The sequence below is a fragment of the Methylotuvimicrobium sp. KM2 genome (genome assembly GCF_038051925.1).
Lineage (GTDB): Bacteria > Pseudomonadota > Gammaproteobacteria > Methylococcales > Methylomonadaceae > Methylotuvimicrobium.
Genome location: NZ_CP150634.1, coordinates 869,925 through 886,514, shown reverse-complemented (window position 1 = coordinate 886,514; position 16,590 = coordinate 869,925). Strand labels below are relative to the sequence as shown.

Below are 16,590 nucleotides of genomic sequence, written 5' to 3'. Positions count from 1 at the left end.
TAGCATTTTACCCGTGATAACTATAACTTCGGAATTTTCCTTGAATTTGAATTCAGATCATTAGACGATTGAAATAGCATTTGGATAGTTTAGCCTAAAACGATGGTTTGTGTTTTCGCGCATCATTATGCAACATCATCAATCGCGAACGACCTTTCTTAAGTCGGCAGCCAATCGAGCTGTACCAAATTACGTTGGGACCGGTTGAAAATTAACCCAACTTCAAAAAGCGTTTTTCCCTGATTCCGATATTTTTTCGCATAACCTTTGCCTTGAATTTGCTGCAAAGCCGGATTCGGCGTTTGCACTTGGTAGTCGGCACTTTTGTCCAGCTTGATTTCCATGACGTAGATGAAATCGCCCAGCTCTACGGCCAAGTCGACTTGGCCTCGGTTCGTGGTATCCTCCGGAATGATCGTAGCATTCAAACTAGCAAAAAACGCATAGAGCACGCTGGCGTAGTAGCCTTCGGAATCGGGTAAGTCATTGTTGGTAAAGTTGCGCCACGGTATGGCTGCGAATAAACGTTGTAAGACGGTTTGCAATTGCGGCAGATCGCCTTGATTCAAGCAGTCGAATACCTGATGCTGAATTTTGAGTTTTTCGCTAGCCAGTGTTTGGGTATAGCCATTGATCAGATGCGAATTTAGCGCTTGCCGGACTTCGCGGTTGGGCACTTTGAGTTGAAACGTAAATTGACCGTCAAATCCCGTATACGCTTTTTCAATCGTCAAATAGCCTGCTTGAAACAGCAAGGTGACCGGGTCTATCGCTTCGACATCGAACGAGTCCAGTATTTCTTCGGAAACCTCCAGTTGTTCCAAGTCCGGCAGAAAGTAAGCTTTTTGCTGAAACAGTTTGATCAAGAAGCTCGGATTGCCGGTTTCGAACCAATAATTGCGGTAACGGCGGTTGCCGCTGATAAACAGCAATATATCATAAGGGTTATAGACCGCCTCACCGAGAAATTGATAGCCGTTATACCAGGTTTTCAGTTGCTGCCAGTCCACGCCTTCCAGGTGGCCGGCAAAAGTGGTTTCCAGATCATGCTGCGTGTAACCGCAAATTGTCGCATAGTCCTCATGCAGGGTAATGTCGTGCAACTGATTAAGGCCGCTGAATAAACTGACCTTCGAAAACTTGCTCACGCCGGTCATGAATATGAATTGCAGATGCGCGTCCTGGCCTTTGAGTACCGAGTACAAATTCTTCAACCCTTCGCGCAGTTCGGCGGCGCGTTCCGAATCATCGATATTGTCCAAGATCGGCTTGTCGTATTCATCGACCAAGACGACGACTTTTTGACCGTATTGTTCGTGCGCTTTTAAGATTAAATCCGTAAACTTTCCCGGAATATCCGCTCGCTCGTTGCGGGACTCGACGCTTAACCTTTGTTGATTTTCCGCCAAGATGATTTCAATGCGCTCGTCGAGTTGCTTTCGGCTTTGCAAGATGCCCGAGGCGAAATCGATTTTGATGACAGGATAGGTTAAGTTCCAATTCCATTTATCATAAATAAATAAGCCTTCGAACAAAACTTGATTGCCTTCGAACAGTTCTTTTAGCGTGTCGACCAGCAAGCTTTTGCCGAAGCGCCGTGGGCGTGATAAGAAATAGGCTTTACTGCTGTCGATCATTCTCCGAATATGCTCGGTTTTGTCGACATAGCAATAAGGATTCTCGCGGATTTCGGCGAAAGTTTGTATCGCCAGAGGCAGTTTTTTCAAGTCGCTCATCGCCGATTCCAATTCAGTTAGTTGCACCAAATAACGGGTGTTTTGCCGATATAGGCCAAGTCTTGTTCGCGTATCACCGACAATGTATTGAGACCGATTGGAAGTGCTTGCAATGACATGATTCAATCCTTTCCGCGTTAATTCTGTATTTCCGGAATTTGGTAATCGAATCAAGGAATCAGCACGTTCGAATCGGGCACGATTTCAAGCAAAGCATGCTGTAATGCCGCCTTAGCTTTCCGGTCGCCATGAATCAAACGAATTTCCGAGGGTTTGACCCGCATGCCTTTGACGAAACGAATCAACGAATCTCTGTCGGCGTGCGCGGAATAGCCGTTCAACTGATACACGCCGGCATTGATCGTATAGCGCCGCCCGTCCAATTCGACATAACCTTTTTTCGGTCCGTAAGTCTGAATGGCCCGGCCCGGCGTGCCTTCGGCTTGATAGCCGGCCAGCAGAATGTCGGTGCGCTCGTCTTGGATTAGCGCTTTTAAATAATTGACTATGCGCCCGCCCGCGCACATGCCGCTCGCGGCTATCACAATGCAGGGTCGCGCGGTTTTCTGTAAATATTCGACCGTGTTCAAATGATCTTGATGCGAGTCTATCGTCGTGATCTGCTCGAAGGCCAGCGGATGCCGCCCGGCGCGCAGCTTCCGCTTGGCTTCGGCGTCCCAATGCGGTTTGAGCTTACGGTAAACTTCGGTGAAGCGATTCGCGAGCGGCGAGTCGACGATAACTTCGAGGTCTTCCCATGCCAAGCCTTTCGCTACGGTTTCTTCCCGGTATCGATAAATCAGTTCTTCAAGTTCGTACAGGAGCTCCTGCGTGCGTCCAATACTGAACGCCGGGATCAGAATCGCGCCGCGATTTTGCAGGCAATGGCTGATCAATTGCTTCAGCATGGCTTTACGTTTCCGCCGGTTTTCATGCAAACGGTCGCCGTAGGTGCTTTCGAGCACCAGCACGTCGGCCCGATAAGGCGATTTCGGCGATGGCAAAAGCGGCGTATAGGGGCCGCCCAAATCGCCGGAAAACACGATGCGTTTATGTTGCCCGCCGATCCCGACATCGCATTCGACATAGGCCGAGCCAAGGATATGCCCGGCCGGTTTGAACTTGATTTTCAATTGATTGCCGGTTTTAGCGCTCAGCGGCACCGACTGCCATTGTCCGTAAGGCACGGCGATTATCTTGGACCGAATCAAGCCGATGAAACGCTCGACCAGCGCCTTGTCGCGCGTGAATCCGACCTGCACCGCATCTTCGAGCACCAGCGGCAACAATTCTGCCGTCGGCTGCGAACAATAAATTGGCCCGTCAAAACCGGCGGCCAGCAAATAAGGTATGCGGCCGACATGATCGATATGGCAATGCGTGACGATCAACGCGCGGACAGATTCGACCGGAAATTCGATCTGCAGTTTGTCGAAGGCCGCGCCGTCATTCGAGACCTCCGCGCCTTGAAACAGACCGCAATCGATCAACACGGAATCGTCGGCGTCGATCTTCAGTTCGTGGCAGGAGCCGGTAACGCCTTCGACTGCGCCGTGATGTTCGATTGTTGGATACATTAGTTGTTTTCGAGCCAGTTTTCCAAACGAATCCCGCTTACGCGGCTAAATTCTCTGACATTATTGGAAACGACAATCAAGCCTTGACTTCTCGCATGCCCAGCAATCATCATATCGTAAGCGCCAATCGTCATGCCTGCGCGTGACAACTCGGCCTTGATCTGACCGAATTGTCTTGCAGCATGCGCGTCGAAAGAAAGAACTTCAAGACGCGCGGCAAAACCTTCGATGTCCAATAAATTACGCTCAACCTGTTCTGAATTTTCAGCGCTATAGACCAATTCACCCCACGTTACCGAAGAAATGCAGAGTTGGCCGATGTGCGCATTGAATAAGCGTTTGAGATGAACCGGTCTTCTTTTGATCGTGAAAATGCAGGTATCGGTATCGAGCATGTATTTCAGCAACTCAGAACGCCTCTCTTCGTTGCACCTCGGGCTGATTTCTTTCGCCCATAAAGTCATCGGAGACGCCCGCCCCTTCGAACCAATCGTCCCATGCCGTGCCGGCCGGCGAAATAATGCGTCTATTACCGACCGCAATGACGTCGACCGATTTTATGCCGTCCGGCAATGCGACTTCCTTGGGCAACCGAACCGCTTGGCTTCGGTTATTCTTGAACACCGTCGTTTGAACCATACTAGCCCTCCTCTTTACCGAGATATACAAACTGTATATCCATGCTAGCAAAAAATGTCCACCTGTCAATCGATAAGCGTTTTCGGCATTGAAATAAGCGGCTTGATAGATTCAAGATTGCTGTTTTTCCTGAATGAATGCCAAGACATCCTCGTTTTCGACTTGATAATAAATATCCTCAACCGAAATAGTCGCATCGATCGATTCAAAATGAATCGTATCGCCGAGATAATAATAAGCCGCCTGCCAACCGTTTTGCCGCGTAAACACTTCGATTTCTGCCTTATCTTGTTCGACCAGCACATATTCCTGCAGCGACTCCAAGGATTGGTAGGCTTGGCGTTTCAAGGTTTTATCGATGCGCCGCGTCGCCGGCGACAGCGCTTCGACAATGACGACCGGATGGGTTTTGTAATAGTCGCTTTCGAGATCCTGCCGGTCGCAAACGACCATTACATCGGGATAATAAAAGTCGTTTTGTGCTTTGACTTTCATGTCGTTGATATAGGCAGTGCATGGCGATTTTCTTTGTTTCAACACATTTCTAAACTCGGCAAAAATATTGCCGCTAATCTTATTATGCTTGTCGCTCGCGCCGGTCATCGCATAGGCAACCCCGTCGATCAATTCATGCCGGATTTGACCGTCTCGCTCGCCTTCCAGATAATCCGCTTCTCTCAAGCGGTGTTCGGCATAGTTGAGTCTCATGACCGCACCTCTGTGATAATAAAGCAATCTACTCCCTTTTGATTGAAAAATCGTCTTAGAATAAAAGGTATGGGATGTGTCTATCGAGGACCGCCGTAAACCCATCCATGGGGGCTTGACGGCAGCGTTCCCTGCTGCCGACATCCTCGCTAGCCACACCCCATACCTTCATAAAGTTAACTAATTTTTGAGTATAAAGGGAGTAGAATACTCAATGAGTCAAGCTTCGTAAAATGCCAAGACATCGCCGTTATCAACCTGGTAATAAATATCCTCGACCGAAATACTCGTATCGATCGATTCAAAATGAATCGTATCGCCGAGATAATAATAAGCCGCCTGCCAACCGTTTTGCCGCGTAAACACTTCGATTTCTGCCTTATCTTGCTCGATCAGCACGTATTCCTGTAACGATTCCAAAGACAAATAAGCTTGGCGCTTTAAAGTTTTGTCGATGCGCCGTGTCGCCGGCGACAGCACTTCGATAATGACGACCGGATGGGTTTTGTAATAGTCGCTTTCGAGGTCCTGCCGGTCGCAGACCACCATCACATCGGGATAATAAAAGTCGTTTTGTACTTTGACTTTCATGTCCATCGAATAAGGAAAACAACCGGAGCCTTTTTCTCTCAATGCCGCCATCAATTGAAAGGTCAAATTTACGGCTATTTTATTGTGCTTATCGCTCGCGCCGGTCATCGCATAGGCATGGCCGTCAATCAATTCATGCCGGATTCGACCGTCTCGTTCGCCTTCCAGATAGTCTGCTTCGCTCAAGCGGTTTTCGGCATAGTTGACGCGCATGATAATCACCCTCCGATGTTATCTATCAAGCCAGCACCGACAATAGCCAGCGTACGTCGGTCAGGCATTGTTCGATCAATGCATCCGGAACTGACGGCACTTGGCCTAACGAAAACACCCGTGCAAATGCGGCAGCTTGTTCTTGCGTGACGCGCTGTTGAGGCAATAATTCGCCGTACAGCCAAACGGTTGCCTGTTCAGCCGGTAGCGACTGAGTCTTACCGCTGATCGCCGCGGCTTTCGCCAATAAAGCCGCAGTCAATAAGTCCATCACGCCGGCATTCGCATGCTGCGACCACAGCAATTCAGCCGATTTCAATTTGTCTTCGGCCGTTCGATGCAACGGGCTGACCGGTTCGGCTTCGCTCTCTCCCGACTCGAACAGTACTTCGGTTTGCGCGACCGGCGAAGCGGCTCCGAGACGCTGTAAACCGGCCAAGGTTCGCCGGTCGATAAGCGCCACCGGGACATCGGGCTCGGACAGGTTGCGCGCGTTATCTTCGTCGGCATAGTCAACCGCATTCAAAACGACCAGCAACCCGCCGCCTGCGCCAAGTATGCGTTCGATACGTGTGCCGAAACAGTTCTGTATATTCACGATTAATTGCCGAATCGCGCTATCGGATTCGTCCTCGCTGACGGCAGGCTCCGTATGTTTAAGCGGTTTTTCGGACTGATCGGCGGATTCCGTTTCGAGGCTTTCTTCCAGCTCCAGCAACGGCGGCTTATTTTCCGTGTCTGCCGAGGGCTCCGTTGCTGCCAGCTCATCGATCAATGTCTGCAGCATTTTTTTCGACACGCCGACGACATCCTCGGAAGCCTCGGGATCGATGACATTGTCGAACAGATCGCGCTTGTTTTGCACCAGTTTCGCGACTTGCTGTTCGTAGGAATCCTCGGACAACAACAAAAAAATTAGCACATTCTCCTTCTGCCCCAAACGATGAATACGCGCGATGCGTTGATCCAAAATGGCAGGATTCCACGGCATGTCCAAATTAATCAACACGGTCGCCGATTGCAGATTCAAGCCTGTTCCGCCGGCATCGGTCGAAATGAACACCTGCACCGCATCGTCCTTTTCGAAGCGCTCCATCAATTCGCCGCGCTTCTCGCTCGGCACGCCGCCATGCAATCGCACGCAGCCAAGTCCCATCGCACGAACCTTAGCTTCGACCATTTCAGTCATCAGCGCCCATTGCGAGAAGATAACCGCCTTGCGGCTGCTTTCGAGGCAAATCTCTTCGAGTATGCCGGCCATTTCATCGAGTTTCGGCGAACCCTCGGTTTCCTTATCGACCAGACCGGCGGCATTACAAGCCATACGTGCTTGTTGCAACGCGGCCATGAAGCGGTTTTGTTCGCTCGGCGTCAACGGCCGGCGTTTCGCGATTTGTGCGATATAACCGGCCGCGGACAGCGCGGATCCGTGCAGTTCGATTTGCTGGGACGTCATCGGAATATCCAGGCGCACTTCGGTCCGGTCCGGCAATTGATCGCTGACCAGACTGCGATTACGACGGAGCATGACCGGCGCAATGCGCCGCCGCAATTCGGACAAATTGCGATAACCGATCACCTTGCCTCGCTCGTCGGTCACATGGAAATCGAGCAAACAGCGCCACAGCGGACCGAGCACGCGCGCGTCGATCACCTGCAACAAACTGTAGAGGTCTTCCAATCGATTTTCTAGCGGCGTACCGCTTAGCACGAACACATAACGCGACGGAATCAATTTAACGGAAGAAGCAATTTTGGTACGCCAGTTCTTGATTCGCTGCGCTTCGTCGAGAATCACCAGATCCGGTTTCAGCGTTTCGGTGATGACGCTGAGATCGCGCAAGATCAATTCGTAATTGACAATGAAAAACAAGGCATCGGCACGGTAATGTACCGAACGGCTTTCGGCCGGGCCTTGCACGATGCGCGCGGTATGCGAAGTAAATTTTTCGATTTCCCTCGCCCATTGCGATTTCAACGAGGCCGGGCAAACGATCAGGACGCGCCGAATACCGAGATTGTCGGCCATCCAGGATGCCGCGGTAATTGCCTGTAAGGTTTTACCCAGCCCCATGTCGTCGGCAAGCAGCGCCCGCCCCCGCGACGCCAAAAACGCCACGCCTTCTGTTTGATAAGGAAACAAACGCGCCTTGATGCCAGACAACACGCCGTTTGCGCGCAGAATTTCCTGAGCAATCTGCCGACCCCGCTCAGCTTGCACGGCATCCTCGGCACATTGCCGGGCATAGCGCACCGCATCGTCGCCCAATTGTAAATCCTCGCGCCCGAAGACTTGTTCCGAGAATCTGAAAAAATCCTCCGGCACGCGCCCGTTGAAACTGCCGTCGACATTGAAATAATGCGCGAGCAATTCTGCTAAGTCCGTTTCGATATGCGGACTGCGGTATAAGCGCAACACCGGATGCGTCGCCGATTCCCAGGCCAGGTAAACGAACGACACCGGACAACCGGCATGTTTGAGTTTTTTGTACTCGGGCTGCTTGCTCGCATAATGCAAGACCGCTTCGATATGTTTACAAGTGCCGAGGCGGTTACTTGCCAAATCGGGACAGGTGCAATAATTCATTCGTTGGTCGAGCGAACGAATCTGCACCTGATAGGTTTGCTGCCAATGCGTCGCCGATTGGATCGACGACGCCTGCCAAATACCGAAACCGAGATTGCCGCTGATCAATTTAACACGGACTTCGTTGCGGCCTTTTTTGGCGCGTTCGGCGATCGCTTCCTCGACCGCGCTACCGAGCAGAGTCTCTTCATCGCCACCGAACTGATCGGCGTAAGCGTACAAGACCGCGACAGCATGCTTGCAAACCGGCTGATGATCGCCGCAGCGGCAATCGACATAAAGCTGCATATCCCCGCCTTCGGACAATTCCAAATAATACGGCAAATCGGCATCCTCATCTTCGACCTGCGCCGACAAAATGCCGTCATGAAGATCGAGATCGAACACACGGTTCTCGGAAAAATAGGCCAGACCTTGCTTTACGCGGTCATCGGCCGCGACGGCATGCAGTCGTTCGGTATCGAAAAGGAAAAAGTCGTTGTCCATAGCGTTTGCCGTTAAGAAGTCGGAAGTTAGGGTATTCTACTCCCTTTATACTCAATAAATGGTTAACTTTAATGAAGGTATGGGGTGTGGCTAGCGAGGATGTCGGCAGCAGGGAGCTGCCGCCAAGCCCCCATGGATGGGTTTACGGCGTTCCTCGATAGACACATCCCATACCTTTTATTCTTAGACGGTTTTTCAATCAAAAGGGAGTAACGTAATTTAACGGCTTGTCGCTTCGGGTATTTTCGCCTTACAGCTCAAATATTTCATTCACATCAAGTTGCAGCTCAGGGAACAAATGCGGGACGGCAACATCGTCATTGGCATACATGTGCTTAAGGCGGTATTGCCTTTCATCGTTTAGGACAAATTGATAAATGGCTTGCTCTTCCGGATAAACGAGCCAATATTCTGTTACGCCGCTTTCTTGATAGATTTCGTATTTTAATTTCATTTCTCGTTTGGCATTACCTTTCGATAATATCTCGATAATCCAGTCAGGCGCACCGTTACAGCCCTGCGAATCTAATAGCTCGGGATTGCAAATCACACATAAATCAGGTTGCACTACCGTGTGAATGTCTTGGCTAGTTAATACCGATTTTTTTCGGTCATACAGCCGGACATCGAAAGGCGCGGCAAACACCTTGCAAGATTTATGAAGAAAATGATTAGCCAATAACCGCGTAAAATTAACCGAGATGCCTTGGTGTTTAACATTCGGCGCGGGCGACATCAGCATGATTTTGCCTTTGATCAACTCGATCATGTCGTCAAGCTGCCAAGTCATATAATCGGCATAACTGTAGTGTCGATTAAGATCTAACTGTGATAATCGATTGATTTTAGCCATTGGCCGCTCCGAATTTTTTATACAGCCCTACCAATGATAAAGCATCAGAAAGTTAGGTTAAATCGAAGTGCTCAGAACCTTTTGATGGGGATATAAGAGATGTGAAAAGCACGGTGTCGAAGTTTTATAAAGTTTCTTCTACATTAAACGTAATACCTTGAATCGGGTACAGAGATATTATCACGGATCACCTTTTTTCCAATTAATCCGTCTTCAAGGCTTTCTCCTCCATCGTAACGTTCATGAAGGCCTAGCTTCGCCTAGGCAAATGAACCTAGAAAAAGCATTTCACCATGAAGATCATGAAGAATAGGAAGTTAATTCAATAGCTTATTACGCGTTTGTATAGAACTTTCGCTCACCAAAAAGGTTAGCGAGAAGAATTTGGTAAGTTCTTGGAATCCTTCATGAACTTCATGTGCTTCATGGTTAAACTGCCGAATTCAGGATGAAAGCTCTTGGTGCTGGAGGGTGCGGTCACTCGCCCGACAGGATGCCGTGAACTCAGCACCTAAATTCCATAGATCATTGAAAATGATTCAATATCATGGCTTATTTAGGTGCTGGGTGAATACGTCCCTGTAGGCTCTATGCCAGCCCCTCAGCTAGCGTTAGGTGAGGCCGAACACCCCGACGCCTCCTTAGAAGCTGCCGAAATTTGAAGTGCGAAAGGTATAATAGCCGGATCAATAATCGTCCATGCCGCCGGCCGGAATCATCGGCTTGTCTTCTTTCGGCAACTCGGCGACCATCGCTTCGGTCGTCAGCATGAGCCCTGCGATCGAAGCCGCGTTTTGCAAGGCCGACCGAGTCACCTTGGTCGGGTCGAGAATACCCATTTCGAGCATGTCGCCGTATTCGCCGCTAGCCGCGTTGTAACCATAACTGCCGCTGCCTTCTTGAACCTTGGCCAGGATGACCGAAGCCTCGACGCCGGCATTGGTTGCGATTTGGCGCAACGGCTCTTCGATCGCGCGGCGCAAAATCTTGATCCCGACGTTACGGTCGGCATTGTCGGTTTTCAGGTCTTGCAAGGCTGCTTGCGCACGAACCAATGCGACGCCGCCGCCCGGCACGATGCCTTCTTCGACCGCTGCGCGAGTCGCATGCAAGGCGTCTTCGACGCGCGCTTTCTTCTCCTTCATTTCGATCTCGGTCGCCGCGCCGACTTTGATCACCGCGACACCGCCGGACAATTTGGCGATGCGTTCCTGCAGTTTTTCCTTGTCGTAGTTCGAACTGGTGTCTTCAACTTGTTTGCGCAACTGCTCAACGCGCGCCGTGATGTCTTCGTGTTTACCGCTGCCATCGACGATGATGGTATTGTCTTTGTTGACTTGAACTTTCTTCGCGGTACCGAGATCCTCGAGCTCGGTTTTTTCAAGGCTTAAGCCGACTTCTTCGGTAATGACCTTGCCGCCGGTCAGAATCGCCATGTCTTCGAGCATCGCTTTACGCCGGTCGCCGAAGCCCGGTGCTTTAACCGCGCAAACATTCAAAATCCCTCTCAATGTATTGACGACCAGCGTCGCGAGCGCTTCGCCTTCGACATCCTCGGCGACAATCAATAAAGGCTTGCCGGATTTGGACACTTTTTCGAGCAACGGCAGCATGTCGCGGATGTTCGAAATTTTTTTGTCGTGCAGGAGAATGTAAGGCTCATCCAATTCGGCCGTCATCGTTTCTTTTTGATTCGCGAAATACGGCGAAATGTAGCCGCGGTCGAATTGCATGCCTTCGACGACTTCGAGCTCGTTGTCCATGCCCGAACCGTCCTCGACGGTAATGACGCCTTCCTTGCCGACCTTGTCCATTGCATCGGCAATAATCTTGCCGATCGAGTCATCCGCATTGGCCGAAACCGTGCCGACTTGTGCGATAGACTTACTGTCCGAGCAAGGTTTGGAGATTTTTTTCAATTCCTCGACCGCGGCGCTAACCGCTTGATCGATACCGCGTTTGATGTCCATCGGATTGGCGCCGGCCGCGACCGATTTCAAACCCTCGCGCAAGATCGCTTGAGCCAAGACGGTTGCGGTCGTTGTACCGTCGCCGGCAATGTCAGAAGTCTTCGAAGCGACTTCCTTGACCATTTGCGCGCCCATGTTTTCGAATTTGCCTTGCAATTCGATTTCTTTCGCGACCGATACGCCGTCTTTGGTCACGGTCGGTGCGCCGAAACTCTTTGCAAGCACGACGTTGCGCCCTTTCGGTCCGAGCGTTTGCTTGACCGCATCGGCCAAAATGTTGACGCCGGCTAACATACGGTGACGCGCATTGTCCGAAAAAAGAACTTCTTTAGCTGCCATATTCGGTTTTCCTCCAACTATTCTTCAAATCGATTACATCAAGATTCTAAAACACCCAAAATATCGTCTTCGCGCAGCATGACGAGCTCATCGCCGTCGATTTTGACATCGGTGCCGGAATATTTTCCGATCAAGACCTTGTCGCCGACTTTGACCGTCAATGCATGTTTATCGCCATTAGAGAGCAATTTTCCGTTGCCGACGGCAATAACTTCGGCGGTGATCGGTTTTTCCTTCGCATTATCAGGGATCACAATGCCTCCCGGCGTGGTTTTCTCACTTTCCAGGCGTTTGACGACGACACGGTCATGTAAAGGACGAATACTCATAAGAATGTGCACCTCATGAATGAATGAATCAATAAATAAATAAAATGAATGTTGAATAAAGTTTCATATCGCTATTGACTAGGGCAGCGACCATTTTGCTATGACGAACTAGAGGTTAAAAAACTTCTGATTCATTAAACAACCGTCCTATTCGAAATCGTCATTGTAAAAATGGCGCTGTGCTAGCTTCGACGCAAATTTAGGGGTGGTTTTTTGAATTTCAAGGCCGCTTTTTAAAAATTTTTAGGCTCTGTATCTTGAAAATATAAAGTAGGCGACCGTTAACCACAAAACCTGTGGATAACTTTGTGTATATCTTGAAGACAGACGCGATAAAACCGCATGTTTATTACAACTTTGTTAAATCGTCTAATTTTTATACAAAACGCGGTCAATTTTTTATATCAATAACTTACATGCGCAATTGAAGACGTATCAGTATTTAAAACCCGTCTTACCAATCAAATTAAAACCAAATAGAACAATGTGCATAAAAGCTTATGAAGAAGACTTCAACTCTCTTAAATTCATATAATAAATGCAACACCGGGCCGCTCAATTTCATATTGTAACGACTCAAGCACGCTTCCTCGCCAAAATATCGATTTGATGAACGATGATGCCGAGCGTGCGTTCTTGCCTTTGCCGCCGCCGGCATTCCAACCATCGGTCGAGTTTTTCCCGTTCCAGCGACGGATCGTTTCGGCCTTCCGAACATACCCACTCCAACAAGCGATCCAGGACAACTTGATCATCATCGAGATAAACGCCGTTGCAGGGCGTGATGTTCCAGTCGGAGCTGCTGTAGCTGACGATTTCGAATCCGACGTTCAGCAATTCGCCGTACAGACGCCGCCCGCACTTTGCCCCGCCCGTCTCCGAGCCGTTCAGGCGGCGCGCTTCCATCGACGCATCATAGGTCTGCAATAACGCGTCTTCGAATTCGCTGTCAGGATACGGCGGGAACACGACCGTTTCTCCGTCGTAGTTGATCGTAGAGTAGAACAAGCCGCCTGGTTTCAACCCGTCATGAAAACCGGCCAGCGTTTGACGCAGCGGAACTAGATCCATGAAGGCATGCGCGGTGATAACGTCGTAGTGGTTCGGTGGAAGCTGAAATTCGCTCAGCGGTGTACAGACGGGTTGGAAAACGATACAATCCGCGCCGCGTTCCGCTTGAAGACGGCCGGCTGCATTTTCGACCGCAAAACCTTTGGCCTGCAAAAGTGAGGCGATCTCCGTTTCGGCGATATCGAGCAGGTCGAATTCAATATCGAGCCCGGTTAGATGCATCGCGCCGTGATCGTAATACTGAAGGATGCGCCGAAGCATAGCACCGGTGCCGGTACCGACATCGAGCCATTCGAGCGGATTTCTGCCGGAAAGTTCGTTTAGAAAGAACCGCCAAACGACAGGATTCAGGCTGCGTTGATCCAAGGCGTATTTGGCTTGCAGGAATTGGGCGAAGGCGTCCAAGGCTTATTCCCGATAGGCCGCCCAATCTCGCTCGTTTTCCCATAATTTGACGGTCAGTTTTTGCTCGCCGAAATCTAGTCTCGACTGTAACCCTTCGTAAATGATGCGCGCGAAATGCTCGAGCGACGGATTGAGTCCATCGAACTCGGAAAGATCGTTCAATGTGACGTCCTTGAACCGCTCTATTAAGACAGATAGCGCGTTTTCCAGATCGACAATATCGACCAGGTAACCGTGCTTGTCCAAGCGTTCGTGCTCGATTCGGATTTCGATGCGGTAATGATGGCTGTGCCGCTGATTCTCGGCGCCCCAGTCGCCCCCGACCAGATAATGCTGTGCGATGAAATCTCTACAAATGGCGAGTTGGTACATGAACACCTCAGTCGTCTTGATAATCGAAAATAATCTGAAATGCCGCTTCTTTTTGCCCGGCATTCGTGTCGAAAGCTTGCATGCACCGATCGAGCCCAAAACGATGCGTGATCCAGCGCCCCGGTTTGATGACATCGAGCCAATGCCAAGCTAAAGCGATGCGCCGACTCTTGTCCCAGCGACCGGACAGCAGCGGATTCATCGTGCTGACCTGGCTCGACAGCAATTGAATGCGCCGCCGGTGAAAATGCCCCCCTAAATCGATATCGGCCCTCTTGTTGCCGTACCAGGAACCAACGAGAATGCGGCCCGAAAAGCCGGTCATCTCGATGGCCCGGTTCAATGCCCCGCTGTTACCGGACAACTCGATCACCAGGTCGAAGCCACCCGAACCGTCCTCTTGCAAACGGTCTTGCAGATCGCGCCAAGCATTTTCGTCGTTCGGGTCGATGCAATTCGACGCGCCGATGCATTTCGACAGCTCGCGCCGCGATGCGACCGGGTCGGCCGTGACCAAGCTGGCCAGCGGAAAACGCGCTAACAGTTCGCAGGTCAACAGTCCGACGACGCCCTGCCCGAAGACCAACACCCTTTCACCCAAGAGCGGTGCGGCATCCATCACGAAATTGACCGCCGATTCCATGTTCGGCAGAAACAACGCGTCGAGCGGCGATAAACCGTCCGGAATCGGCAGGCATTCTCCGATAGCAACGACGGCATAATCCTGATGGGGGTGAAACGTAAACACCTTGCGCTTAAGCCAAGTTTTATCGACATTCGCGCCGACCTCAATAATTTCGCCTACCAATGCGTAACCGTATCGAAACGGATAAGCGAAACTGCCGGCTAGACTCGGTATCGTCGCGTCTTGCGCCAACTCCTGCGGAAAGCGCCCGTCGAAAATCATCCCTTCGGTACCGGGACTGATCGCCGAATGATGAGCCTTGATCAGCACCTGATCTTCTCCGGGCGGCGGCAGTTCGATCGTCTGCAGCGCGACTTCCCGCGGAGCGGTATGGAAGACGGCCTTCGCTTCAATCGTCATCATGCAAGGCCCCACATAAAATCAGATCGCCGCCGAGCGGGTGATAGTAGCAATTTTTTATTTCGAGCATCGGACGACACGGTTTTTCGATTGCCCTGAGTCCTCCGATGATTTTCGGCGCGATCGTGATCACGCAATAATCGATCATGCCTTCCAGCAAAAAGGCATTGATCACCTCGGCCCCGCCTTCGACCATCACGGTCTTGATGTCGAGTTCAGTCAATAATTTGCGCAGTGCCGCCAGGTCGATATGACCGTGCGAACTTTGTTCGACCCGGTACACCCGGATACCTTTTGCTTCGAGCCGGCGCTGCTTGTCGGCGGGCGCCTGATCGGTCGCGACCACGATCGGCAGTTTGCTCGAAGCATCGAGCATCTTCGCGTCTTCGGGAAACCGAAGCAGGCAATCCAAGATGACTGGTTGCGGGTCGTCGCCTTCGACATGGCGCACGTTCAGGCGCGGATTGTCGACCAGGGTCGTATTGATGCCGATCAGCAAGGCATCGTGATGGGCGCGGAGCAGATGGGTCAGCTTCAACGAGGCGCTGCCGCTCAACGGCAGCGATGATTCGGCATTCAGCGAAATGCTGCCGTCGATGCTTTGCGCATAACTCAGCGTAAAAAAAGGGACGCGGTCTCTGCCATGATTGAGGTCGTCAAGCTTTTCGATGAACGGCTGCATGAATTGCAACTCTTCGGGAATAGGCCCGGCTGTATTCGGTTGGTCAAAACGCAACAAATGCCGTAATTTCTCGGCTTTGGACTTCAAATAACCCACGTTTTCGTGATGATAGACCGACTCGATCGGCACGCGCTTTTCAACCTTGATGCCCATCGCCTCCAACCCGCTGATTTTATCTGGATTGTTGGTAATTAATTCGATCGACGACACGCCCAATTCGTGCAATATCAGCGCCGCCTGCGTATAGTCTCGCTCGTCGGGCAAATGACCGAGCCGGATATTGGCTTCGACGGTATCGAGCCCCTGATCCTGAAGATTGTAGGCTTGTAGTTTTTTCAGCAAACCGATGCCTCGCCCTTCCTGGCGTAAGTAAATCAATATGCCGAAACCGGCTTGCTCGATCAATTGTAGTGATAAGTCTAATTGCTTTCCGCAATCACAGCGCCGCGAGCCGAATACGTCGCCGGTCAAACATTCCGAATGCACACGCACCGGCACGTTTGTCTTTCCCGCCACATCGGCCTTTACCAAGGCGACATGCTCCTTGTCGTCGACAGGATTGCTGAAATAATGCAATTGAAACTCGCCGTGAGCCGTCGGTAAACGAGTTCTAACAAGCGTTTCAATCGTCGATGTCGCCTTAACATTCATAATTTTGCCGGTTGTTTTGTTTTTATAATGGACAGGCCTTGATCAGACCGGCTGGTTTCGAAACTTCATACAACTACTCCCTTCTTACTGAAGAATCGTTCAACTTTGTTGGGTATGGGGTATGCCTATCGAGGAGCGCCGTGAACCCGTCCATGGGGGCTTGACGGCGGCTCCCTGCCGCCGACATCCTCGCTAGGCATACCCCACACCTTCTCGTTCTTATACGCTTTTTCGGTCAAAAGGGAGTAAGTTTCATTGTACCCATTTCGATTTTAATTTCATGGAAAAGTTTTGGGCGGTTTGACGATATTTGAAATGCGACAATTAGTCACACTT

Annotated in this window: 14 protein-coding genes; all 14 read right to left on the bottom strand. The window is 50.7% G+C overall.

The window, feature by feature from the left end:
- Window positions 1-158: 158 nt before the first annotated feature.
- The 14 genes from WJM45_RS03900 to ribA all read right to left on the bottom strand — a co-directional run bounded on the left by WJM45_RS03900 (window position 159) and on the right by ribA (window position 16,254).
- A complete protein-coding gene (locus WJM45_RS03900; protein WP_341327677.1) occupies window positions 159-1,763 on the bottom strand; it encodes an ATP-binding protein in 1,605 nt (534 codons plus the stop codon).
- A 143-nt stretch (window positions 1,764-1,906) separates the two neighbouring features.
- The gene (locus tag WJM45_RS03895) at window positions 1,907-3,313 is read right to left on the bottom strand and encodes an MBL fold metallo-hydrolase (RefSeq protein ID WP_341327676.1); all 1,407 of its coding nucleotides are present in this window, start codon (window positions 3,311-3,313) and stop codon (window positions 1,907-1,909) included.
- The gene (gene vapC / locus WJM45_RS03890) at window positions 3,313-3,777 is read right to left on the bottom strand and encodes a tRNA(fMet)-specific endonuclease VapC (RefSeq protein WP_341327675.1); all 465 of its coding nucleotides are present in this window, start codon (window positions 3,775-3,777) and stop codon (window positions 3,313-3,315) included. Before vapC ends, WJM45_RS03895 begins: the two co-directional genes overlap by 1 nt.
- A complete protein-coding gene (vapB, locus tag WJM45_RS03885) occupies window positions 3,722-3,952 on the bottom strand; it encodes a type II toxin-antitoxin system VapB family antitoxin (protein WP_341327674.1) in 231 nt (76 codons plus the stop codon). Before vapB ends, vapC begins: the two co-directional genes overlap by 56 nt.
- Window positions 3,953-4,063: 111 nt before the next feature.
- Window positions 4,064-4,660: a Uma2 family endonuclease gene (locus tag WJM45_RS03880; protein WP_341327673.1), complete on the bottom strand. Its 597-nt coding sequence runs from the start codon at window positions 4,658-4,660 to the stop codon at window positions 4,064-4,066.
- A gap of 219 nt (window positions 4,661-4,879) precedes the next feature.
- Window positions 4,880-5,464 (bottom strand): Uma2 family endonuclease, encoded by a 585-nt coding sequence (locus WJM45_RS03875; RefSeq protein ID WP_341327672.1) that lies wholly within the window; start codon window positions 5,462-5,464, stop codon window positions 4,880-4,882.
- Between the two features lie 25 nt (window positions 5,465-5,489).
- Window positions 5,490-8,537, bottom strand: a complete 3,048-nt coding sequence (locus WJM45_RS03870) for a DEAD/DEAH box helicase (RefSeq protein WP_341327671.1) — start codon at window positions 8,535-8,537, stop codon at window positions 5,490-5,492.
- Window positions 8,538-8,787: 250 nt separating this feature from the next.
- Window positions 8,788-9,390, bottom strand: a complete 603-nt coding sequence (locus WJM45_RS03865) for a Uma2 family endonuclease (RefSeq protein ID WP_341327670.1) — start codon at window positions 9,388-9,390, stop codon at window positions 8,788-8,790.
- Between the two features lie 686 nt (window positions 9,391-10,076).
- A complete protein-coding gene (gene groL / locus WJM45_RS03860) occupies window positions 10,077-11,699 on the bottom strand; it encodes a chaperonin GroEL (protein ID WP_341327669.1) in 1,623 nt (540 codons plus the stop codon).
- Window positions 11,700-11,737: 38 nt separating this feature from the next.
- On the bottom strand, window positions 11,738-12,028 hold the full coding sequence (gene groES / locus WJM45_RS03855; protein ID WP_341327668.1) for a co-chaperone GroES: 291 nt from the start codon (window positions 12,026-12,028) through the stop codon (window positions 11,738-11,740).
- A gap of 576 nt (window positions 12,029-12,604) precedes the next feature.
- Window positions 12,605-13,504, bottom strand: a complete 900-nt coding sequence (locus tag WJM45_RS03850; protein ID WP_341327667.1) for a class I SAM-dependent methyltransferase — start codon at window positions 13,502-13,504, stop codon at window positions 12,605-12,607.
- Between the two features lie 3 nt (window positions 13,505-13,507).
- Window positions 13,508-13,876, bottom strand: coding sequence for a 6-carboxytetrahydropterin synthase (locus WJM45_RS03845; RefSeq protein WP_341327666.1), 369 nt, complete (start codon window positions 13,874-13,876; stop codon window positions 13,508-13,510).
- Between the two features lie 7 nt (window positions 13,877-13,883).
- On the bottom strand, window positions 13,884-14,924 hold the full coding sequence (locus tag WJM45_RS03840) for a zinc-binding alcohol dehydrogenase (RefSeq protein WP_341327665.1): 1,041 nt from the start codon (window positions 14,922-14,924) through the stop codon (window positions 13,884-13,886).
- A complete protein-coding gene (ribA, locus tag WJM45_RS03835; RefSeq protein ID WP_341327664.1) occupies window positions 14,911-16,254 on the bottom strand; it encodes a GTP cyclohydrolase II in 1,344 nt (447 codons plus the stop codon). The genes WJM45_RS03840 and ribA overlap by 14 nt, the downstream gene beginning before the upstream one ends.
- Window positions 16,255-16,590 lie beyond the last annotated feature (336 nt).

Coding starts and splice junctions, on each gene's coding strand:
- WJM45_RS03895 (WP_341327676.1), bottom strand. CDS start 3,313: ATGTATCCAACAATCGAACATCACGGCGCAGTCGAAGGCGTTACCGGC.
- vapC (WP_341327675.1), bottom strand. CDS start 3,777: ATGACTTTATGGGCGAAAGAAATCAGCCCGAGGTGCAACGAAGAGAGG.
- vapB (WP_341327674.1), bottom strand. CDS start 3,952: ATGGTTCAAACGACGGTGTTCAAGAATAACCGAAGCCAAGCGGTTCGG.
- WJM45_RS03880 (WP_341327673.1), bottom strand. CDS start 4,660: ATGAGACTCAACTATGCCGAACACCGCTTGAGAGAAGCGGATTATCTG.
- WJM45_RS03875 (WP_341327672.1), bottom strand. CDS start 5,464: ATGCGCGTCAACTATGCCGAAAACCGCTTGAGCGAAGCAGACTATCTG.
- WJM45_RS03870 (WP_341327671.1), bottom strand. CDS start 8,537: ATGGACAACGACTTTTTCCTTTTCGATACCGAACGACTGCATGCCGTC.
- WJM45_RS03865 (WP_341327670.1), bottom strand. CDS start 9,390: ATGGCTAAAATCAATCGATTATCACAGTTAGATCTTAATCGACACTAC.
- groL (WP_341327669.1), bottom strand. CDS start 11,699: ATGGCAGCTAAAGAAGTTCTTTTTTCGGACAATGCGCGTCACCGTATG.
- groES (WP_341327668.1), bottom strand. CDS start 12,028: ATGAGTATTCGTCCTTTACATGACCGTGTCGTCGTCAAACGCCTGGAA.
- WJM45_RS03845 (WP_341327666.1), bottom strand. CDS start 13,876: ATGTACCAACTCGCCATTTGTAGAGATTTCATCGCACAGCATTATCTG.
- WJM45_RS03840 (WP_341327665.1), bottom strand. CDS start 14,924: ATGATGACGATTGAAGCGAAGGCCGTCTTCCATACCGCTCCGCGGGAA.
- ribA (WP_341327664.1), bottom strand. CDS start 16,254: ATGAATGTTAAGGCGACATCGACGATTGAAACGCTTGTTAGAACTCGT.